This is a genomic window from Rhizohabitans arisaemae (assembly GCF_025996515.1).
GTDB lineage: Bacteria > Actinomycetota > Actinomycetes > Streptosporangiales > Streptosporangiaceae > Rhizohabitans > Rhizohabitans arisaemae.
The window spans coordinates 111,967-133,801 of sequence record NZ_BLRH01000009.1; the positions used below are offsets into that span (position 1 = coordinate 111,967).

The 21,835-nt window shown below is 71.6% G+C and carries 17 protein-coding genes; 10 read left to right on the forward strand and 7 right to left on the reverse strand.

Features of this window, described 5'->3' with window-relative positions; genetic code table 11:
• Positions 1-4: 4 nt before the first annotated feature.
• Complete coding sequence (locus RUR_RS01595) at positions 5-2,392, reverse strand: XRE family transcriptional regulator (protein ID WP_283133023.1); 2,388 nt, start codon at positions 2,390-2,392, stop codon at positions 5-7.
• A gap of 168 nt (positions 2,393-2,560) precedes the next feature.
• Between RUR_RS01595 and RUR_RS01600 the strand changes: the two genes are divergently transcribed.
• Positions 2,561-4,210 (forward strand): RICIN domain-containing protein, encoded by a 1,650-nt coding sequence (locus tag RUR_RS01600; RefSeq protein ID WP_283133024.1) that lies wholly within the window; start codon positions 2,561-2,563, stop codon positions 4,208-4,210.
• A 206-nt stretch (positions 4,211-4,416) separates the two neighbouring features.
• Here RUR_RS01600 and RUR_RS01605 read toward each other — a convergent pair whose 3' ends face one another.
• Entirely contained in the window at positions 4,417-5,883 is a 1,467-nt protein-coding gene (locus RUR_RS01605; RefSeq protein WP_283133025.1) for an SDR family oxidoreductase, read from the reverse strand.
• Positions 5,884-6,756: 873 nt separating this feature from the next.
• On the opposite strand from RUR_RS01605, the gene RUR_RS01610 reads away from it, so the two are divergent.
• The 6 genes from RUR_RS01610 (at position 6,757) to RUR_RS01635 (ending at position 12,625) form a co-directional block, all read left to right on the forward strand.
• Positions 6,757-8,169, forward strand: coding sequence for a dihydrolipoyl dehydrogenase family protein (locus RUR_RS01610; RefSeq protein WP_283133026.1), 1,413 nt, complete (start codon positions 6,757-6,759; stop codon positions 8,167-8,169).
• Positions 8,170-8,249: 80 nt separating this feature from the next.
• Positions 8,250-8,564 (forward strand): Fe-S cluster assembly protein HesB, encoded by a 315-nt coding sequence (locus tag RUR_RS01615; protein WP_283133027.1) that lies wholly within the window; start codon positions 8,250-8,252, stop codon positions 8,562-8,564.
• A gap of 391 nt (positions 8,565-8,955) precedes the next feature.
• A complete protein-coding gene (locus tag RUR_RS01620; protein WP_283133028.1) occupies positions 8,956-9,534 on the forward strand; it encodes a hypothetical protein in 579 nt (192 codons plus the stop codon).
• Positions 9,535-9,811: 277 nt separating this feature from the next.
• Positions 9,812-11,458 carry a phosphoglucomutase (alpha-D-glucose-1,6-bisphosphate-dependent) gene (gene pgm, locus RUR_RS01625; protein WP_283133029.1) on the forward strand — a complete coding sequence of 549 codons (1,647 nt, stop codon included), beginning with the start codon at positions 9,812-9,814 and terminating at the stop codon, positions 11,456-11,458.
• A gap of 176 nt (positions 11,459-11,634) precedes the next feature.
• Entirely contained in the window at positions 11,635-12,180 is a 546-nt protein-coding gene (locus RUR_RS01630; RefSeq protein WP_283133030.1) for a hypothetical protein, read from the forward strand.
• Between the two features lie 7 nt (positions 12,181-12,187).
• Complete coding sequence (locus tag RUR_RS01635; RefSeq protein ID WP_283133031.1) at positions 12,188-12,625, forward strand: hypothetical protein; 438 nt, start codon at positions 12,188-12,190, stop codon at positions 12,623-12,625.
• Here RUR_RS01635 and RUR_RS01640 read toward each other — a convergent pair.
• The gene (locus RUR_RS01640; RefSeq protein ID WP_283133032.1) at positions 12,588-13,310 is read right to left on the reverse strand and encodes an alpha/beta fold hydrolase; all 723 of its coding nucleotides are present in this window, start codon (positions 13,308-13,310) and stop codon (positions 12,588-12,590) included. The genes RUR_RS01635 and RUR_RS01640 overlap by 38 nt on opposite strands.
• Positions 13,311-13,949: 639 nt before the next feature.
• Between RUR_RS01640 and RUR_RS01645 the strand changes: the two genes are divergently transcribed.
• Positions 13,950-14,933, forward strand: coding sequence for a helix-turn-helix domain-containing protein (locus tag RUR_RS01645; RefSeq protein WP_283133033.1), 984 nt, complete (start codon positions 13,950-13,952; stop codon positions 14,931-14,933).
• Between the two features lie 4 nt (positions 14,934-14,937).
• Here the strand turns inward: RUR_RS01645 and RUR_RS01650 are convergent, their stop codons facing one another.
• From RUR_RS01650 to RUR_RS01660, 3 genes are all read right to left on the reverse strand, one after another.
• Positions 14,938-16,479: an acyl-CoA carboxylase subunit beta gene (locus RUR_RS01650; RefSeq protein WP_283133984.1), complete on the reverse strand. Its 1,542-nt coding sequence runs from the start codon at positions 16,477-16,479 to the stop codon at positions 14,938-14,940.
• 177 nt (positions 16,480-16,656) lie between these two features.
• Complete coding sequence (locus RUR_RS01655) at positions 16,657-17,487, reverse strand: alpha/beta fold hydrolase (protein ID WP_283133034.1); 831 nt, start codon at positions 17,485-17,487, stop codon at positions 16,657-16,659.
• Positions 17,488-17,582: 95 nt separating this feature from the next.
• On the reverse strand, positions 17,583-18,353 hold the full coding sequence (locus RUR_RS01660; protein WP_283133035.1) for a hypothetical protein: 771 nt from the start codon (positions 18,351-18,353) through the stop codon (positions 17,583-17,585).
• Positions 18,354-18,569: 216 nt separating this feature from the next.
• Between RUR_RS01660 and RUR_RS01665 the strand changes: the two genes are divergently transcribed.
• Positions 18,570-19,454, forward strand: coding sequence for a formylglycine-generating enzyme family protein (locus RUR_RS01665; protein WP_283133036.1), 885 nt, complete (start codon positions 18,570-18,572; stop codon positions 19,452-19,454).
• A gap of 18 nt (positions 19,455-19,472) precedes the next feature.
• Positions 19,473-19,739 (forward strand): MoaD/ThiS family protein, encoded by a 267-nt coding sequence (locus tag RUR_RS01670; RefSeq protein WP_283133037.1) that lies wholly within the window; start codon positions 19,473-19,475, stop codon positions 19,737-19,739.
• A gap of 58 nt (positions 19,740-19,797) precedes the next feature.
• Here RUR_RS01670 and RUR_RS01675 read toward each other — a convergent pair whose 3' ends face one another.
• On the reverse strand, positions 19,798-21,483 hold the full coding sequence (locus RUR_RS01675; protein ID WP_283133038.1) for an FAD-dependent monooxygenase: 1,686 nt from the start codon (positions 21,481-21,483) through the stop codon (positions 19,798-19,800).
• Between the last annotated feature and the right edge of the window lie 352 nt (positions 21,484-21,835).

The following is a 21,835-nucleotide window of genomic DNA, read 5'->3' on the forward strand; positions in this document are numbered from 1 at the left end:
GACGTTAACCCTGTTCAGCGACCTCTTCCATCGAATTTCCCGTCGGCGGGTCCACGTCGGCGAGCGCCTCGTAGGTCTTGTCCCGCCAGATCCGATCGTCCTGCTCGGTGAAGAGGTCGAGAGCCCGCTCCAGCTCCGCGCGGGCGCCGTCTTCATCGCCCGCCTCCTTGAGCGCGCAGCCGAGCTCGTAGAGCACCGTGCCCCGGCGCCAGTGGTCGCCGGCCGCGACGAAGTACCGGAGCGCGCTCCGGTAGTGGCCGGCGGCGTCCGCCCAGCGCCGGAGGGCGACCAGGTCCCGGCCGGCCTCCAGCAGGCTGAGGCCGAGACCCAGTTCGGTCTGGGTCGGCGGGATCCCGTTCGCGGGGTCGCGGTAGATCGCCTCCGTCCGGCGGTGCAGCTCCAGGGCCTCCACCGGATCCCCCAGGTCCCGCACGACCTCTCCCAGCTGCCGCAGGGCGACGGTGTAGCCGACCAGGTCGTGCAGCGATTCGAAGACGGCGACGGATTCGCGCAGGCAGTCGGCGGCCTGTTCGTTGTGGGACAGCCCCCGATGGGCGTTCGCCGCGTAGGTCAACGCCCACGCCTGCTCGCGCCGATCGCCCACCTGCCTGGCCAGGGCGAGCGCGTTCACCGCGGCGTTCAGGGCCTCCTGGTGCCGCCCGAGGCAGCGCGACCAGGCCCAGGCGAGGTAGTTGAGGTGGATCGTCTCCTCACCCCGGCTGCCGAGCCGTCTGGCCGCCGTCGCGGAGAGGGAGAAGAGCTCCTGCCAGCCCTCCCAGCGCTGCCGGGTGTCGGAGTACCAGTGCATCGCCCTGGCGACGTCGAGGACCTGCCGGTGCCGGCCGTTCGCCGCCGCGTCGCGAACCGCCCCGAACCAGTTGGCGGTCTCCTCGTCCAGCCAGGCCATGGCTTCGGCCCGGGATCCCAGGCGGGCCTCCGGCAGGTTCGCGTCCCCGGGCTCCGGAGCGGCCACGGTCCCGTGGGTCGGGTCGAAGCGCTGACCCGCCGTGATCGCGTTGCCCAGGAGCCATCCGGCCATCCGCTCCTCGGTGGCCTGACGGACGGCGGGCGTCTCCTCCTCGGCGAGCTGCCCGCGCGCGAACAGCCGGACCAGGTCGTGGAACCGGTAGCGCCCGCCCGACTCCTGAAGCAGGCCCAGCTCCACCAGTTCCTCCAGCGCGAGCTCGGCCTCGGCCGTCTTCACCTCGGCGAGTACGGCGGCCAGCGCGGCCCCGGCGTCGGGTCCGGGCACCTGCGCGAGCCGTCGGAAGACCGTACGGCCCACGGCGGTCAACTGCCGGTAGGAGAGGGCGAAGGCGGTACGGACCTGCAGGTCCCCCGCGGTGAGGGCGGCGAGCCGGTGTTCCTCGTCGGCGAGCTGCCCGGCGAGGTGGCCCATCGTCCACCCGGGTCTGCTCGCCAGGCGGTTGCCCGCGATGCGCAGCGCCAGCGGCAGGTTCCCGCAGAGCCGTACCACCTGCTCGGTCGCCCCCGGCTCCTCCTGGGCCCGGCCCGATCCGGTGATCCTGTCCAGGAGATCGGCCGCCTCGTCCCGGAGCATCGCCTCCAACCGCAGGCGGTGGACGGCCTCCAGGCCGGCCAGGGAACGACGGCTGGTCACCACCACCAGGCAACTCCCGCCGCCCGGCAGCAGCGGCCGGATCTGCGACTCGTCCGCGGCGTTGTCGAGGACGAGCAGCGCCCGGCGCCCGGACATGAGCGAGCGGTACAGGTCGGCACGTTCATGGTGGCTCGGCGATATCCGGCTGTCCGGGACCCCGAGCGCGCGCAGCAGCCTGGTCAGGCCCTCCCCGGGCGCGAGCGGCAGGGCGTCCATGCCGCGCAGGTCCAGAAAGAACCGCCCGTCGGGGAATTGGTCGGCCAGCGTGTGGACGGCTTGCAGGGCCAGGGCGGTCTTGCCGTACCCCGGAGGGCCGGAGATCACCGCGATCACCGCGGTACCGTCCGTCGCGGGCGTGATCTTGGCCAGCCCGCCCAGCCAGGCCAGCTCCAGCCCCCGTCCGACGAAGTCTCCGAGCCTGCGGGGGAACGCGCACCGGGAGGCGTACAGCGCGTCGATCTCCGCGTCGGATGCGGCTCCACGCCGCCCGTCCCGGGAGCGTCCCGTCCTGGCCAGGTCGAGCAGGAGCTCCTGATCGCCCTCCGCGAGTCGCAGGGCCCCCGCCACCGCCTCGACGCAGCGCCGGTGCGGGCTCCTGCTCCGCCCCCGCTCCATGTCGCCGAGGGCGCGCACACTCACCCCGGAGGCGTCGGCGAGCTCCTCAAGCGTGAGTCCGGCCGCGTGCCGGTGCCGGCGTAGCAGGGCACCGAACCCCTCCGCCTCGGGACGCTCCGGCTGTCCGCCGTCCACGGGTTCCGTCCGGGCGGCCACACGCGTCTCCTCGAACCTCAGGGTGCATTGACATATCGGTAGATCAGGCGCTTCGGCGGCAGTATTCCATATGCCAACTTCTGCCGGTTTTTCCGCCTGGTGAGAGAACTTGACCGCGTGCTGTTGTTGGCCGCGCAACCTGTCGTCAACAGAGGAGAAAGGACGCCGGTGAAACTCTCACGTTTCGCGCGGTCACCCCTCGCGGCCGTGGTGGCCGCGGGCCTGATGGTCGTCGGCCCCGCGATGCCGGCCATCGCCGCCCCACCGGGCTCAGGCGCCGGAGACCACTGTGTCGTCGCGGCCGGCACCACCACGCTCACCTGCTTCGACACGTTCCGGGAGGCGGTCGCCGCAGCGACCGGCGGCCGGGTCGCCGACGCGCCGGAGAACGTCGCCAAGGCCCTCGAAGACCCCGAGGTCACCGCCAAACTGAACAACGTCGCGCCCGGTGAGAAGGGCAAGGCGCCCACGACTGCAAGCTCCGGCGGCACCGACCGGAGCCGCCCCGCTTCGGGAGCCGCGGCGGACCCCACGGTCAGAAGCACCCCGCGCGCCACGAACGACCCCCTCGCGGGTGTGCTGGAGCGACCCGGCTCGGTGGGGGCCGCCGCGAACGTCATCCTGGGGATCGCCTGGGTCGACGGCTGGTTCACCGGCGCCTCACTCACCTTCTACGGCGCCAGGGCGTGCACCGCGTGGGTGAGCACCGGATTCCCCCGACTCCAAGGCCAGTGGAACGACTCGATCAGCTCGTTCAAGACCTACAACGGGTGCGGCGCCTCCTGGTACAAGGACTGGGACTACGGCGGCGCCGCGACCGCCCGCCAGTTCCACGGCGATGTCGGCTGGATCGGCGACGACCTCAACGATCAGGCCGGCTCGGTCAAGTTCGACGGAATCGTGAACATCGACGAGATGCTCAAGGACTGCGGCGGCGCGGCGGGCTGTGAGTTCGTGCCCCAGGGCAACCTGACTTACTGGACCACCCACCAGACGAACATCGGACACGGGGTCAACTGCGCCTCCACCACCCAGACCGTGACGGCGGGCATCCACAAGACGACCGGCGGCTCCCATTCCGTGGGCACCGAGGTGAACGTCGGCGTCGAGTTCGCCGAGATCTTCAAGGCGAGCGTGAGCCTGCGCTACGGCCGCGAGTGGAGCTGGTCCGACACCCTCGTCGACAGCGCCACCCTGCACCTGGCGCCGAACCGGTACGGCTGGGTCAACCGCAACGCCGCCATGATGACCGCAGAAGGCCAGTGGCAGATCCGCTACGGCAGCCCCAAGTGGGGGCATTACCACTGGTATCTCAACAACTACCGCGGTCACGGCCCCAACGTCGCGCTGAAGAAGTCCGGCTACACCTTCCACGACCGGGCGATGACCGCGCAGGAGCGGGTGAACAACGGGTGCGCCCCCAACGAGGGCGGCCACACCTCGCCGATCCGTTCCTCCGCCCACGCGGGCTTCTGCGTGGACATCCCCGGGGCGAACGGCTTCAACGGCGCCAGGATCCAGCTCTGGAGCTGCAACGGCACCCCGGCCCAGCAGTGGAGCCGGAGCGGCCGGTCCATCACCGTCATGGGCCGCTGCCTGGACGTCGAGGGCTGGGGAACCGGCAACGGCACCCCGGTACAGCTCTGGGACTGCACCGGTGGCGGCAACCAGCAGTGGGACCACCACAACGGCGGGTTCCGCAACGCCCACTCCGGCAAATGCCTGGACCTGCCCGGCAACAACCCCTCCCCGGGGAACAAGCTCACGATCTATGACTGCCACGGCGGTCCCGCCCAGCGGTGGAGCGCGGGCTTCTAGCCCGCTCACGCCGTAAAGCCCGCCCAGGAGGCGAGGTCCCCGCCGAGTCGCACGGCGGGGACCTCGCCGTGCCAAACCCTGCCGAGGACGCCACCGTTCCAAGGGCTTCGCGATCGCGGCGACGGCCGCCGCAACGGCGAGAACAGTGATCACGACGGATACGTCCGCCGCGTTCGACGACCTCCCCGGAGTACGGGCGCACGTCGTCACCCGTTAGCCGACCGTGCGGCCCTGGCGATGTTCCCCGGCATCCGGCCGAAGATCAAGCCGTGGAAGGGCCGGAGCGCCTGCCAGTAGAGGTGGCCGAGCAGGCCGTGCGGGTGGAAGACCGCCCGCTGGCCGTACCGGGTCCGTCCGTCGCCGTCCCGCAGCACGCTCAGTTCCAGCCAGGCCAGCCCGGGCAGGCGCATCTCGGCCCGCAGCCGGAGCAGCCGCCCCGGCTCCACCTCCTCCACCCGCCAGAAGTCGACCGAGTCCCCGGCACGCAGCCGCTTCGGGTCGCGCCGCCCGCGGCGCAGTCCCACCCCGCCCACCAGCCGGTCGGCGAGTCCCCGGAGCCGCCAGGCGACCGGGAGCGAATACCAGCCGTTCTCCCCGCCGACCCCCTCGATCACCGCCCAGAGGGCTTCGGGGCGGGCGTCCACGACCAGGCTGCGCTCGTCGGTGTACAGGCTGCCGCCGGCCCAGTCGGGGTCGGTGGGGAGCGGATCGCTGGGAGCGCCGGGGGTGGACGCCGAGCACCAGCGGGTGGCGACGTCGGCCTCCTTGATCCGCTGCAGGGCGAGCTCGACCGAGCGGCGGAATCCGATGAGGCCGCCCTCCGGGTCGGGGACGTACCGGGCGATGTCGTGGTCGCCGCAGACGGCCTCGTTGCGCAACGACTCCACCAGCGGGCGGGCGATCGACGCGGGCACCGGTGTCACCAGGCCCACCCAGAGGCTGGACAGCCCGGGGGTGAGCATCGGCAGCGGGACGATCAGCCGCCGGGGCAGGCGCGCGACCTCCGCGTACCCCTGCATCATCTCCGCGTAGGTCATGACGTCCGGGCCGCCGATGTCGAAGGCCCGGTTGAGCCCGTCCGGCAGCTCCGCGGCGGCCACGAGACAACGGAGCACGTCCCGGATCGCGATGGGCTGGGTCCGGGTCCGCACCCAGCGCGGCGTGGTCATCACCGGCAGCCGCTCGGTGAGGTACCGCAGCATCTCGAACGAGGCCGAGCCCGACCCGATGATCATCGCCGCGCGCAGCACCACCGCCGGCACCCGCGCGGCCAGGAAGATCTCCCCGACCTCGGCCCGGGACCGCAGATGCGGGGAGAGCCGCTCGCCCGGATTCAGGCCGCCCAGGTAGACGATCCGCCGTACCCCGGCCTCCTCGGCGGCCCGGGCGAAGACGGTCGCCGCCCGCCGGTCCGCCGCGGCGAAGTCCCGCTCCCCGCCCCCCATGGCGTGAATGAGGTAGTAGGCGACCTCGACCCCCTCCAGGGCGGCCCGCACCCGATCGGGGTTGCAGGCGTCGGCCGCGACCGTCTCCACCCGGTCCGCCCACGGCTGATCGCGGAGGCGGCCGGCGCCCCGGACCATGCACCGGACCCGGTGGCCCGCCTCCAGCAGCCGGGGCACCAGGCGCCCGCCCACGTACCCCGTCGCCCCGGTCACCAGGCACAGGCTCATCCGTCTCTCCCCCCGGTTCGTCCCTTCCCCCAGTCTCCGCCGACACCCCGGGCGCCCATCGACCCCCTCCCCTTCCCTGCGATACCCCCTGCCTTGGCCGGCGACAACCGATCCGGTGCCCGGGGTGATCATTGCGATGTGCATCCCCGGAAGGGCGCGCACAGCACAACGATCACCCGAGCCAAGCGGGGTACGGGCTACGCCGCACTCCGACCCGCCTTCGGCCGTACCGAACGCCACACCGTGATCGTTGTGCTGTACGCACCCCACAGGGGACACACAACACAACGATCACCAGACGGCACCGAGCCGCCCACAGCCGCACCCGTGATCATTTTGGAGTGCGCACCCAGCGGGGGACGCACAGGACAACGATCACCGGAAAGCCGTGAGCGAGTACCACACCCTGAGCCGCTCACAGCCGAACCCCATGATCGTTACGGTATGCGCGCCCCGAAGGGTGCGCACAGCACAACGATCACCCGGAGCCGGGGGAACGGGCCCAGCCCGGCCGATCCCGGTGGCACCCCCCGACCCGAACCGCCCCAGCCCGCACACCGCCCCCTGATCATTGCGATGTACATCCCCAGAAAGGTGCGCACAGCACAACGATCACCCGGAGCCGGGGGTGCGGGCTGTGCCGGGCAAGGATGTGGGTCCGTTTGAGCCGCGCCCCGAGGTGTGACGCCCCTGGGTGCCGGTACGGGCTTCGCCGGCGTAGGCCCGTACCGGCTCGTTATGGGGGCCGTCGCGCGGCAGGATGGTCGTCGGTTCCCCGCCGGGGGCCGGGCGTTCCTCCGGCTGCCTCCGGTGGAAGGCCACCAGGGGGGTAGGACCTGCGTACGGGCTTCACCGATGTTCTTGGAGGCAGCCATGTCGGACGAGTTCGACGTGATCGTGGTCGGGGCGGGCCCCGCGGGCGAGAACGCGGCGGCGCGGGTCGTCCGGGGCGGGCTCAGCGCGGCCGTGGTCGAGGAGGAGCTGGCGGGCGGCGAGTGCGCCTACTGGGCCTGCGTCCCCAGCAAGGCGCTGCTCCGTCCGATGGAGCTGGCCGCCGAGGTCGGGCGGCTCCCGGGCCTCCACCTCGGCGAGACCGACGTCGGGGCGATCCTCCGCCGCCGCGACGCGATGACGGCGAACCTGGACGACTCCGGTCAGGTGTCGTGGATCACGGATCTGCCGGCCGTGTTCCTGCGCGGGCGGGGACGCCTGGCCGGTCCGCGCCGGGTGGAGGTGACCGCCGCCGACGGCTCCGTCCGCACCCTGCGCGCCCGGCACGCCGTGGTCCTCGCCGTCGGCAGCAGGCCGGTGATCCCCCCGATCCCGGGGCTGGCCGAGGCGAAGCCGTGGTCGAGCCGGGAGGCGACCTCGGTACGGGTGGTGCCAAGGCGCCTGGCGGTGCTCGGGGGTGGTGTCGTGGCGTGTGAGATGGCGCAGGCGCTGCACGGGCTCGGCGCCCGGGAGACCACCGTGATCGTCCGCGGCGGCGCGCTGCTGGAGCGGATGGAGCCGTTCGCCGGGGAGCTGCTCGACGCCTCGTTCGCCGAGCACGGCATCGACGTGCGCTACCGTACGGAGATCACCCGGGTGGACCGGCGGAAGCCGGACGGGCAGGTCACGCTGCACCTGAGCGAGGGGCCGCCGCTCGTCGCGGACCAGCTGCTCGTCGCCACCGGCCGGCGTCCGGCGACCGAGGACGTGGGGCTCGCCACCGCGGGACTGCCGGAGCGGCGGGCGGTGGAGGTCGACGACAGCATGCGGGCGCTCGGGGTCGACGAGGGCTGGCTGTACGCGGTCGGGGACGTCAACGGCCGGAGCCTGCTCACCCACATGGGTAAGTACCAGGCAAGGATCTGCGGGGACGTCATCGTCGCCAGGAGCCGCGGGGAGTGGGACGACCTCCCCTCCATGCGGGACTCCGCCGACGCGGCCGGTCCGCCGCAGGTGGTCTTCACCGATCCGCAGGTCTGCTCGGTCGGGCGGACCGAGGCGGCGGCGCGGCGCGAGGGCCTGCCGATCCGTACGGTCGACTACGACATGGGGCGGGTGGCCGGGGCCTCGCTGCTCGGCGACGGGTACACCGGCCGGGCCCGGGCCGTGGTGGACGTGGAACGGCAGATCCTGGTCGGGGTGACCTTCGTCGGTCCCGGCGCCGCCGAGCTCCTGCACGCCGCGACGATCGCGGTCACCGCCCGCGTCCCGCTGTCCGAGCTCTGGCACGCCGTGCCGTCGTTCCCCACGGTGAGCGAGGTGTGGCTCCGGCTGCTGGAAACCTACGGACTGTAGAACTTTCTCGAACCGTGATTGGTGTGGAGCATAGCGGGCATGGCCGGAAATACATGGATAAATCCGACCAAGGGGGAACAGTGCTCACCCTTACCGACAACGCCGTTCAGGTGATCCGGGACCTCAGCTCCAGCTCGCTGGACGCGCCCGACACCACCAGGATCCGCATCTCGTCCCAGGCCGACGGGGAAGGGTCGCTGGTGCTGTCGGTGACCGAGGCCCCCGAATCCACCGACCAGCTGATCCAGGCCGAGGGGGTCCAGGTGTACCTCGACCAGCAGGCCGCGGCGATCCTCGACGACAAGTCGTTGGACGCCGCGGTGAACGAGCAGGGCGGCGTCGCCTTCCTCATCTCCGAGCAGCGGTCCGGGGGGCACGACGACATCGAGATGTAGCACCCCGCGCGACCCCGTCCGGGGCGGCCGCCGGCCCGGGGCCGCGGCCGCCCGGTGGGGCGACCCCGCCTGACCGACGCACGCGCGAATATGCAATCATATCCACTTCACTATGTGGAACGTGCCACCGTTTGCTTTCCCAGAGCGACCGACAGCGCACGGATCGAAATCATTAGCAAGTGTGCTTACAGTATGAAATCACTTAGTTTCCATCTGCACCATCATGCACGACTTGCATAATCACTATTGACTCAATACGGTCATGGCACCAAACTCATGCCTAACGATCACTTTCTCTTGACACAGGCGATTCTTGGGCATGCAAAAAGAGAGGTTCACCATGACCAAAAGCGGAAAAAATCCGCTCGCCGTTAGAATGCTCCTGATCCCGGTGCTTCTGATGTTTGGCCTCACCGTCGCCGTCCCGGCCCACGCCGCGACCGAGCCGCCCGCCCCCGAAATCGGCGGCTTCACCGCCGAACCGGTGACCCACTGCGTGAAACGACTGGGCGAAGGCGCGCGGACGACCTGCCACACCAGCTTCAGGGAGGCCATCTCGGTCGCCACCGACGGCCGTATCCCCGACGCCCCCGAAGACGCCAGGTCCTTTGTGAAAGACCCGGTCTACACCGCGCGGGTCAACGAGCTCGGAACCGAGCGCTCGCAGTTCGGAACGTCCTCGGCGAGCCTGATCGTCAGTATCGAATACCAGCTCACCGGGCATCGTGGTCTCACCCTGACCTACACCAACCCGACCCCGTGCACCAGTTCCAAGTCCGACGTGGAGTTCAGCGACGACCTGACCGGAGACGGCTGGGACAACAAGATCTCCGCGTTCCAGGGCTACAACGGCTGCTACGTGAACCACTTCCAGCTGAGCGGTTTCGGCGGTGAATCGACGGGATTCAGGAACGGCTCCGGCAACCTCGGCTGGATGGACAACCGGACCACCTCGCTTCTGTGGACCTGACCGCCGGGTGAAACGCCAAGCCGAGTCGGCCCGTGTCACCCCGGGGTGCGGGCCGGTCGTCGGCTCTCGAATCGTTTGATATCCGGGCTAAAGCCTGCGAATATCGCACGTCCCGCCGGTTTCCGGTTTCCTTAACCTCGGCACATCGCCTTGACGGTTTCTTTCGCTAAATACCATCGCTAATTTGCACCCGGGTGGGAGCGACCACGGGGATACGTCAGACTTGGCGGTATGTACTGGTATCCGGACATCGGGCCACGAGGAGCGCGAGGAACCCATGGTTCATGACCACGCAGGTCTGCCCGCACGACCGTCCGACCTCGTCGACGTGCCCCGCCTGGTCACGGCGTACTACACGCTCCGCCCCGACCCGGAGCAGGCCGACCAGCGGGTGGCCTTCGGAACCTCCGGACATCGCGGCTCGTCGCTGAAGACCGCCTTCAACGAGGAGCACATCCTCGCCACCACCCAGGCGATCTGCGAATACCGTGCGCGGCAGGGCACCACCGGACCGCTCTTCCTCGGCGCCGACCCGCACGCCCTCTCCGAACCGGCCCGGGTCTCCGCGCTCGAGGTGCTCGCGGCGGGCGGCGTCACCGTGCTCATCGACGCCGAGGACGGGTACACGCCCACCCCGGTGATCTCCCACGCGATCCTGCGCCACAACCGCGGCCGCCGTACCGGACTCGCGGACGGCATCGTGGTGACCCCGTCGCACAACCCGCCCTCGGACGGTGGCTTCAAGTACAACCCGCCGGACGGCGGACCGGCCGGCTCCGACGTCACCGCGTGGATTCAGGACCGCGCCAATCAGCTGATCTCCGACGGGCTGAAGGAGGTCAGGCGTATCCCGTACACCCGTGCGCTGGCCGCCGGCACCGTCCACCGCCACGACTTCCGCACCGCCTACGTCGACGACCTGGGTTCGGTGCTCGACCTGGAAGCGATCTCCCGCTCCGGGGTCCGGATCGGGGCCGACCCGCTCGGCGGCGCCTCGGCGGCCTACTGGGGCCGGATCGCCGAACGGTACCGGCTCGACCTCACCGTGGTGAACCCGCTGGTGGATCCGACCTGGCGGTTCATGACGCTCGACTGGGACGGAAAGATCAGGATGGACTGCTCCTCGCCGTACGCGATGGCCTCCCTGATCTCCGCCCGCGACGCCTTCGACGTCGCCACCGGCAACGACGCGGACGCCGACCGGCACGGTGTCGTCACCCCCGACGCGGGTCTGCTCAACCCCAACCACTTCCTCGCCGTGGCGATCCGGCACCTGTTCGGGAACCGGCCCGGCTGGCGGGCCGACGCCGGGATCGGCAAAACCCTGGTGAGCAGCGCGCTGATCGACCGGGTCGCCGCCGACCTCGGTCGGCCGCTCGTCGAGGTGCCGGTGGGGTTCAAGTGGTTCGTCCCCGGGCTGCTCGACGGATCGCTGGGCTTCGGCGGAGAGGAGAGCGCCGGGGCGTCCTTCCTCCGCAAGGACGGCTCGGTGTGGACCACCGACAAGGACGGCATCGTCATGGCCCTGCTCGCCGCCGAGGTCATCGCGGTCACCGGCCGCTCCCCCGGCCAGATCTACACCGAGCTCACCGCACGGTTCGGCGCCCCCGCCTACGCCCGTACCGACGCCCCGGCGAACCGCCGGCAGAAGGCGGCGCTGGCCGCGCTCTCCCCCGACCGGGTCTCAACCGGCACGCTCGCCGGGGAGCCGATCACCGAGATCCTCACCGCCGCGCCGGGCAACGGGGCGCCCATCGGCGGGATCAAGGTGTGCACCGAGAACGCGTGGTTCGCCGCGCGGCCCTCCGGGACCGAGGACGTCTACAAGATCTACGCCGAGTCCTTCCACGGCCCGGACCACCTCCGCCTCGTCCAGGAGGAGGCCCGCGCCCTGGTCGACACCGTGCTCGGCTCCTCCGCCTGAGCCGCCCCGCCGCCGGAACCGCCCCGCCGGTTCCGGCGGCGGCACCGGCCGGCGCACGCCGTACCGAAGCGGTCTCTCCGGACGCGCGCCAACTGCGCAGCGTCGAAGATGCGGCTCCGGGGACGTCAGGACACCGTGGCTCGTGTCAGGCGCCGTCACCGGAGCGAGGTTTGGAAATGGCGACAACGACAGCGCGGGTGTCCCCGCTCAACAGCCGCTACCACAAGGCGGCACTCGGCGTGTATCTCTTCATCGTGGTGGCGCACTGGGCCGAGCACGTGGCCCAGGCCGTCCAGGTCTACGTCCTGGGCTGGTCGCTGCCCGAGGCGCGAGGCGTGTTCGGGATCCCCTTCCCCTGGCTGGTGACCTCGGAGTGGATGCACTACGGCTACGCGCTGCTGATGCTGGCCGGCCTGATCATGCTCCGCCCGGGTTTCACCGGCCGGTCCCGCACGTGGTGGAACATCTCGCTGGGCATCCAGGTCTGGCACCACTTCGAGCACCTGCTCCTGCTGATCCAGGCGCTGGCCGGGGCGAACCTGCTGGACCGTCCGGCCCCGGTCAGCATCGCCCAGCTGATCGTGCCGCGGCTGGAGCTGCACCTGTTCTACAACGCCCTGGTCTTCGTGCCCATGGTGGTGGCGATGCTGCTCCACCGCCGTCCCCGGGCCGACGAGCGGGCCGCGGCCCCCTGCCGGTGCGCCCTCTCGTACGCCCGTTAGGCGGGCGATGACCACCGTGAAACGGCGGGGCGGCGCCTTCACCGTCGTGCTGGCGCTGCTCGGCCTGCTCCTGCTGTACGTCGCCGTCCCCCAGCTCGGCCCGGCCGTCCGCGCCGCCCGCGCGGACGGGGTGACCGGGACGTTCACCGCGCGCGAGCTCGCGTGCGTGCAGCACCCGGGCCACGAGTCCTGCACCTGGACGGGGGATTTCGTCTCCGACGACCGGCGGGCCGTCCGGGCGGGGATCGAGCTGTACGGGAGCGACCGAGACACGCTCGCGGCCGGAGCGGCGACCAGGGCCGTGGACACCGGGCGGGCGGGCCGGGTCTACGGGCCCGGCGGCTCGCGGGAGTGGGTGTTCACCGTGCTGATCGTCGTGGTGGGGCTGGCGACGACGGGGGGCGCGCTCAGCCGTTCGCCGTGGCTTCGGCGAGCAGGCAGGTGAGCCGGTCCAGCCGGGACACCATCGGCCAGTGACCGGTCTGCAGGGTGTGGAAGGTCCAGTTCGGCGCGGAGCGCATGGCCTGGACGTCGGCGGCGATGGCGCCGTCGAAGTGGTCCTTCTCGCAGACGATGTAGGTCGCGCTCAGCTCCTCCAGCGGCCGGGAGAGCACCGCCGGTTCGGAGATCGTCCGCCCCGGGTGCCCGACGAACCGGGCGACGAGCGAGCGCGCCTGCCGTACCGACAGGTCCTGCCCGTCGGCGGCGACCATGACGGGCGGGGCGGGCCAGCGCCCCCCGTTGTCGGCGATCGCCTGGAGCTCGAACTCGCGCACGCCCGCCGGGAAGGCGTCCAGCATCGACCGCCCGTAGTGCGGCAGGAACGCCTCGATGAAGACCGTGTGCGCCACCCGGTCCGGCGCCCGGTCGGCCACCTGCCCGACCACGACACCGGAGTACCCGTGCCCGACGACGATCACATCGCGCAGGTCGTGCTCCTCCAGGACCGCGAGCACGTCGTCGACGTGGGTGGCGAGCCCGATGGACGACACCTCGGAGGAGGCGTCGTCCAGCCCGGAGAGGGTGACCGACCTGGCCTGGTGGCCGAGCGCGCGCAGCCGCTCCGCCACGGGTTCCCAGACCCAGGCGCCCATCCACGCGCCGGGGACCAGAACGTAGGTGCGTTCCACGGCGACCTGCCCCTCTCCTCCGCGGCCCCGGAGTCGGCCACGACGGTGCCGACACATGCGCGTCCCGGCCCGATCGTCCGCGGCTTCACCCTATCCGCGGGCCGCCGGGCCGACCAGCCCGGGCGCCGGATCACCGGCTCCGGGACGGTGTGCCGACGGTTCGTTCCCTCTTTGGCACCGATTCCGGATTTCCTTGGAGTCGTTCGCGCCGATCGCCGACTTCGCGTCGGTGTTTCACCGTTCGGCGCTGCCGATTTCGCGTTATCCGGTCATTGTGCCGGGCTGTTTCCCACCACCAATCTGCGTCTTTTTCGGTGGGCGGAGTAGGAAAACCGCTGGCAGCATGCTGACCGCCGGCGGCAGTTTGCTGTCGCGGTCCCCGGCCCGACCCGTACGGCCCTGAGCAGCCGAAGAGCCTCGCAGGGTGATCGAGCCGCGACGGGGTGTGAGGTCGCCGCGACCCCCGGTCGTACCTGTCGAGGCCACCCGGGAACGGCTTCTTGCAAACCGCCATGTCGGGCTCTTTTTATTGAGTCCGCGACAGTCCGTGTGCTCTATTTGGTGTCAAGCGATACGCGGCTCGGATAGCCGGTCGATTGAAGGGAGCCGATCCCGCCTACACGGCCGTGGAGGTGACCTATGGATATGTCCGTCCTCGGGGTTTCGGCGGAGGCCTCGGAGATCTACCGGTACTTCCTCCGGCGCCGCGGCGACGGGGTCGGCGAGGCGCGCCAGGCCCTCGGCATCCCTCCCGACCGGGCCGAGGACCTCGTCAAGGCGCTCGCCGAGCTCTCCCTGCTGGACATCACCGACCGGCACCGGGTGATCGCCACCGAGCCGCGGGTGGGGATCGAGCGGCTCATCGAGCGGCGCATCGACGAGCTGAACACCGAGATCCGGCGGGTCCTGGCGGCCCGCGACGCCATCGCCCTGCTGGAGGACGAGAGCCGGGCGGGCCGGGACTCGGCCGCGGCGCTCGACATCGAGCGGGTGGACGGGGTGGACCAGGTCCGGCGCCGGATGGACGACCTGGGGTTCTTCTCCTACAAGCATGTGCTCGCCCTGTACCCGGGCGGCCCCCCGACGCCGGCCTACATCGAGGGGGCGCGCCGGGTGTACCTGCGGAGCCTGCGGCGCGGGCTGGCCGTCCGGTGCGCCTACCACCCCCGGGTGCTCGCCGACCCGGCGGCCGAGGCCTGGCTGCACGAGCTGACGGCGCTCGGCGCGCAGGTCCGGATCACCGAGGATCCGATGGACCGCCTGGTGATCTTCGATGGCGTCGCCGTGGTGGCGACCGACCCCAAGGAGAGCGCCAAGGGTGCGCTGTTCGTCCGGGAGCCGGGGCTGGTCTCCCAGCTGATGACGTACTTCGAGGGACGGTGGCAGGTGGCGGTCGACCTCCGCGAGCACCGCCGGGTACGGCGGAGCGCGGCGGAGCTTTCCGAGCTGGAGAAGCGGGTGCTCAGCGTGATGGCGACCGCGGACAAGGACGAGATCGCGGCGCGTGAGCTGGACGTCTCGGTGCGCACCTACCGGCGGTACGTCGCCGACCTGATGGGCCGTCTGGGGGCGGTCAACCGGTTCCAGGCGGCGCTGCGGGCCAAGGAGGAGAACTGGATCTGAGCCGTCAGAGCGGGACGTTCCCGTGCTTGCGGTGCGGCTGGGGCTTGCGCTTGTCCCGGAGCATGGCCAGGCCCCGGGCGACGGCGGCGCGGGTGTCCGCCGGGTCGATCACGTCGTCCACCAGCCCCCGCTCGGCCGCGTACTGCGGATGAACGAGCTGCTCGGTGTACGCGCGGACCAGCTCGGCCCGCAGCGCCGCCGCGTCCTCGGCCGCGGCCAGCTCCCTGCGGTGGATGACGTTGACGGCGCCGTGGGCGCCCATCACGGCGATCTCGTTGGTGGGCCAGGCCAGGGACAGGTCGGCGCCGATCGATCGGGAGTCCATCACGATGTAGGCGCCGCCGTACGCCTTGCGGAGGATGACCTGGACGCGGGGGACGGTCGCGTCGCAGTAGGCGTAGAGCAGCTTGGCGCCGTGCCGGATGATCCCCGAGTGCTCCTGGTCGGTGCCGGGCAGGAACCCGGGCACGTCCACCAGGGTGACCAGCGGGATGCTGAACGCATCGCAGAACCTGACGAAGCGCGCGGCCTTCTGGGAGGCCGGGACGTCCAGGACCCCGGCCAGCACCATGGGCTGGTTGCCGACGATCCCGACGACCTCGCCGTCGATCCGGGCGAGCGCGCAGATCACGTTCGGCGCCCAGAGCTCGTGCACCTCCAGGAAGTCGCCGTCGTCGACGAGTTCGGCGACGACCAGGCGCATGTCGTACGGCTTGCCGGGGTCGACGGGGACGATCTCGGCCAGCCGCGGCCTGGTGTCGCCGGCGGCGCCCCGGGACGGCAGCCGGGGCGGGAGCTCCATGTTGTTCCCGGCGAGCATCGAGACCAGGTAGCGCACCTCCTCCAGGCACGTCTCCTCGTCGTCGTGGACGAACGTGGCCACCCCGGAGAGCCCGCCGTGCACGTCCGCGCCGCCGAGCGCCGCGTGGCTGACCCGCTGTCCGGTGACCGCCTCGACGACGTCGGGCCCGGTGAGGTAGAGCTGTGCGGTGTCCCTGACCATGAAGGTGAAGTCGGCCAGCGCCGTGGAGTAGGCCGCGCCGCCGGCGCACGGCCCGAGGACCACGCTGATCTGCGGGATGACCCCGGAGGCCTGGACGTTGCGCCGGAAGATCTCGCCGTATCCGTTGAGGGACATCACCCCCTCCTGGATCCTGGCCCCGCCGCTGTCGTTGAGCCCGATGAAGGGGGAGCCGGTGGCCAGCGCGAGGTCCATCACCTTGTGGATCTTCAAGGCGTGCGCTTCGCCGAGCGACCCGCCGAAGACGGTGAAGTCCTGCGCGTAGACGAACACCCGGCGCCCGTGGATCGTGCCCGAGCCGGTGACGACGCCGTCGGTGTACGGGCGCTCCGCCTCCATCCCCAGGCCGTGCGCCCGGTGCCGGCGGTACATGTCGACCTCGACGAACGTGCCCTCGTCCAGGAGCAGCTCCAGCCGCTCGCGTGCGGTGCGCTTGCCCAGCTTGTGCTGGCGCTCGGCCGCCTCGGGACGACCGCGCAGGATCCGGGCGCGCAGCCGGTCGCGCCGCTCGCGCAGCGCGTCCATCGTCTGGCCCGATCCCTGCCCGGCCGACCCGTTCCCGTTCCGCTCGGAGGCGAAGTCCGGAATCCGATCAAGCTCGGAGATACTCATGGACGCTCCTTCTGCAACTGCTCGCTCATCCATCAGTGAACGACGGAGGGCGCCCGGTCACATCTCCCGCTGTGCTTAATGGGGCCGTGCTCAACGAAAAAGCGAAGCCAGCCGCGCGGCGAACTCCCGCGGATGGGTGACGTGCCCGAGGTGGGCGCCGGGGAAGCCGGTGAGCGGGAGGCCGAGCCGCTCGGCCACGACCACGATGGGGGTGTGCGGGAAGCCGTCGGCCGAGTCCAGCCCGTGCGCCGGCACCAGCCGGTCCGACACCGCCCCGAGCGCGGCCAGGTCGATCACCTCGTCGGGGAAGGGCAGCAGCTCGTGCTCGAACCAGAACAGCTCGTTGCGCCGGAGCCGCTCCCTCAGCTCCTCCAGCTTGTCCGGGGGCAGCACCGCGTCCTCCGGCGGACGGGACTCGCCGAGCTCCAGGGTGCCCTTGAAGAGCTCCTTGGCTGCGGCCACCCCGGAGGCCCGGTAGACGTCGTACAGGTCCTTGTGGAACCGGGACCACTTCTCGGCGTCGGGGAGCACCGAGGCGAGCGGCGGCTCGTGCGCCACGAGCCGCCTGATCCGCCCGGGGGCCCGCTCCAGCAGGGCCAGCGCGACGGTCGCGCCGGAGCAGGCGCCGTAGACGTAGGCGGGATCGCCGGAGAACCGGTCGATCAGGGCGACGGCGTCCGCCACGTCCTCGGCGAGCCGCCCGGCGTCGTCGATCGGCCCCTCGATCGGGCTGCGGGAGAAGCCGCGCCGGTCGTAGGTGACGACGGTGTACCGGTCGGCGAGGGCGTCGGCCATCGGCCCGTACGGCGTGGCGTCGCCGTTGCCGGTGGCGATCAGCAGGAGCAGGGGGCCCGAGCCGCGCACCTCATGGTAGAGGCGGGCGCCGGGCACGGGGAGAACACCGGTCGTCGGGGTGGGCATCCAGACCTCCACGAGGCGTGCGCGTACGGGAAACCGCCCGGCGCGAACGCCGGGCGGTCGGATGGCCGGAACCGACGGTCAGTCCGCGTGAGCCGTCAGCCGGCCGCTTGAGGGTGCGGTGGCGGGATGTCGCCGGGCGGGCACACCACGCCGGTGTTGTACGGGTTGAAGATCCCGGTCGGGTTGTAGGTGTACAGCCACATGTGCCGGTCGAAGTGGATCGGGAGCCAGCTGCCGTCCGGGAGCGGCTCGTGGCCGAGCATCGGGCCGTCGAACGGGCTGCCGATGATGGCGGGCCGGTCGCCGTCGGTGGCGAGGTTCTGGTCCTCGTCGAGTTTGGCCCACTCCACCGCGCCGAGCCGGAGCCCGCCGGAGCCGTTCGGCACGTAGACGAGCACGTGCGGCTTCGTGGTGTCGTAGACGCCGGTCTGCATGGTCTGCTGCAGGTTGGCGACGTTCAGGAAGTGGTATCCCATCGCGCCGGGGCCCGAGACGTTGACCACGCAGTACTGCGGGCCGGGCAGCTGGGCGAACCCGTCGGCCCGCGCGACGTCGAGGTCCAGGTACTTCGCGGTCGCCGCGTAGATCCGCAGCAGTTCGGCGGCCTTGCCGCTGGAGGCGACCTGCCGGGCGATCTCGTAGGCCTCCCCGACGTGGCGGAGCCGTTCCGGGAGTTTGCGGTACGTCGCGGCGATCTGCTCCGGCGTGACCTTGGTCGCCGTGAGCCGCGGGCCGTCGCCGCCGTGGTTTCCGTGGCCGCCGCGCGCCGCGGCCGAGGAGCCGAGGGCGCCCGACGTCGCGAGCACGGTGCCCGTGACGACGGCCATGACGCCGAGAACGTTGTAGATCCTTCTGCGCTTGGACATGCGGTCCGGTCTCTCCCTGGGGTTCCTGTCGTGGGGTGCCGGTGACGTCCGCGGGTCATGCCCGCCGATGGCGCCGACCGCGGTGTCCCTGCCCGCGTATCGTCGCGGCGGATCGGCCCGGCGCGCATCTTCGTGATTGCGCCTTCGCGCGGGACCGGCCGTCGCAACCACGAAGATGCGGGGCCGCCGGGGGTGTGGTGACGTGGAGGCCACCGCGTGCGATGGGAGGCCGGGATGGGGCAGATGGTGATGATTCCCGGGGGGACGTTCCTCCAGGGGTCACCGCACTGGATGCTCGACTGGCTCGACCAGCCCGGCCAGACGCTGCCGCGGATCTGGTTCGGCGACGAGACCCCGCAGGTCGAGCGGACGCTCCGGCCGTACCGGATCTCCCGCTATCCGGTGACGGTGGCCGAGTTCGCCGCGTTCGCCGCGACGACCGGGTACCGGACGGACGCGGAGCGGCACGGCTTCAGCATGATCTACGACGAGAACGGCTGGCGGGAGCGGGAGGGCGCCTGCTGGCGGGCCCCCGGCGGCCCGGGCACCGGCAACGACGGCAGGCTGGACCACCCGGTGGTCCACGTCTCCTGGCGGGACGCCGTCGCGTACGCCGAGTGGGCGGGCGGGCGGCTGCCGACCGAGGCCGAGTGGGAGTTCGCGGCGCGCGGCCCGGACTTCCGCATCTGGCCGTGGGGCGACGAGTGGGATCCGGGGAACGCCAACACCGCCGAGCTGCGCGCAGGCCCGCTGAGCTCGCTGGAGCAGTGGCGCGCGTGGTGGGCGTCGATGTGCGCGAAACACGGGCCGGTGCCGCAGACCACCCCCGTGGGCGCCTTCTCCGGGCACGGCGACGGCTACTTCGGCTGCGGCGACATGGCGGGGAACGTGTACGAGTGGACGTCCACCCCGTCCCATCTGTACGCCGAGACCACCGTCTGCGACCCCTCCGTCCGGATGGCGGTGGGGCACTACCGGGTGATCCGCGGCGGCTCGTGGATGAATTTCCGCTACCAGACCCGGTGCAGCGAGCGGATGCACGGCGATCCCACCGGATGGTCGTCCTTCGCCCACGGGTTCCGCTGCGCGCGAGACGAGTGACGCGATGAGGGAGGCACCATGGTAAAGATCATCGTTCCTTCGGTGTGGGCGCCGGACGGCCGGACCGAGTTCGAGGGCTCGGAGGGACCGCTTCCCACGGTGATCCAGCGGTTCGCCGCCGACAACCCCGCCTTCCACCGGCGCCTGTTCGGGCCGGACGCGCAACCGCTGACCTATGTGAACTTCTGTGTCGACGACGACCTGGTGCCGCGGCAGCGCCGGGCCACGACCGTGGTGCCGGCGGGGAGCACGCTCACCATCATCACCCCGATGGCGGGCGGCTGAGGTCCAGGCGTCGAAACGGCGGGCCTCCCGGATTTCCGGGAGGCCCGCCGTCGCCGGTTCAGGGCTCGGCGACGACCAGGTCGATCCGCCCGGACAGCAGGGCCAGGTGGACGCGGGCCGGCCACGGCTCGGCCGCGCTCTCCTCGTCATGCGGCCGAGCCGCCCAGTCGTGGGGGACGCCGACCGCGACGGGCAGCCCCGTCTCGGTCCCGACCCGGTCGGCGTGCCGGAGGACGGCGTCCCAGCCGTCGCCGGCCGGCGAGCCGCGGAGGAGCACCCCGTCCACCCCCCGCTCCCGCAGCTCGGCGGCGTGCCGCACCAGGGCGTCGCCCTCCTCGGTCCACTCGGGGGCCGCGGGGACCTCGATCTCCGCGAACCGCGGCCGGGACGCGTCCGCGTCGGCCGCCGGCCCGAGTGACCCCAGCGGGCCGGTACGGCCGGGGGGCGGGGCCGCTCCGTCGCGCACCAGCACCAGGCCGTCCCCGGGCGGCGCGTCGGGGTAGACGACGGCCCGGCGATGCGGCAGCCGTACCCCGGCCAGCGGCAGCGGGGCGTCGGCGGCGTCGGTCTGCGCCCCGTCCGGCGGGTCGCCGAGGCCGCACTCGCGGCGGTAGACGGCCTCCGCCTCGGCCAGCCGCTCCGGGCAGCGGCGGCGCAACCCCCGGTGGCCGACCGCGCCGGTGCGGGTCATGAAGTGCAGGCCGAACCGGGCCGGCGGCAGGTGCAGGCGCCTGCCGTACGTCTCCCACCAGCGCATGCTCGGCTCGGCCAGCCCCTGGGTGCGGGAGACCGGCTCGCGCCGGTCCCGCTCGTAGGCGGTGAAGGCGGCGGCCGGGTCGTCGTGGCCGCGCAGCGCGGACGCCAGGCCGATCGCGTCCTCCAGGGCCATCTTCGTGCCGGAGCCGACGGTGAAGTGCGCGGTGTGCGCGGCGTCCCCGAGCAGCACCGTGTTCCCGTGCCACCAGCGTTCGTTGGTCACCACGTCGAACCGGCCCCAGCGGCTCTTGTTGCCGACGAGCTTGTGCCCGTCCAGGTGGTCGGCGAAGATCTCGGTGAGCAGGGTGAGCGAGGCGTCGTCGATCTCCCCGTCCCCGGCGAAGCCGGCGTTCCGCCAGACCGCGTCGTCGAGTTCGATCACCACGGTGCTCATCCCGGCGGCGTAGGGGTAGCAGTGCGCCGCCATCGGGCCGTACGCCGTCCGGACGAAGGCGAGCACGATCGAGTCGCCGAATCCGTGCGACGTGCCGAGCCAGACGTACCGCGCCGCGCCGGTGTACACGCGCGTGCCGAAGTCCGCCCGCCGGGCCCGGCGGTGCGCCGAGCGCGCGCCCTCGGCGACGGCGATCACGTCGGCGTCGAGGTCCTCGGCGCGGGCCCGGCTCCCGTAGCGGATGACGGCGCCGACCTGTTCGGCCTGCTCCCGCAGGATCGACAGGAGCGCGTGCCGGGAAACGGCCAGCAGCCCGAAGCCGTCGTAGCGGAGCGCGGCGCCGGGCGGCCGCAGCTCCAGGCCCGAGGTCGTCACGCTCGCCTCGACGATCCGCCGGTGCGTCTTGGGGTCGTTCCGGGCCAGTCCGTGCATGGTGCGGTCGGACAGGCTCACGCCGAAGCCGAAGACGTCGCCGGGTTCGCCGCGCTCGTGCACCTCGACGAGGGTGTCCGGCCGGGTCAATCCGATCATGCGGGCCAGGAACAGTCCCGCCGGACCGGCTCCGATTATCGCTATGTGCCGTGCAGCGCCCATGTTCGTATTCACACCTCCTCGCCCCATCGTCCTCAGCGGGCCCCGAAACGGGTAGCCGACCGAAGAAATCGCGCACGCTCCAACAAACGGAAAGCACCGCGCATTTACGGAGACGACTCCGCCGACAAGGCGATATCACGATGGCACACCTTCGCTCCGCCGTCACCATAACCGGCTGGGGGCGGACAAAAAAGCGCACGATCCGACAAACACCGATCCCAGAAACGTCCCGCAATTACGAAGGTGCGTCCGGCAATAGGGCGAGATCACGATGAGAAATAAACCCGGTCCACTCGTAGTCGAGCTCTCTCGCGACCAGAGACTGGCCTGCGACGAGCAACGGAGGGCTGCC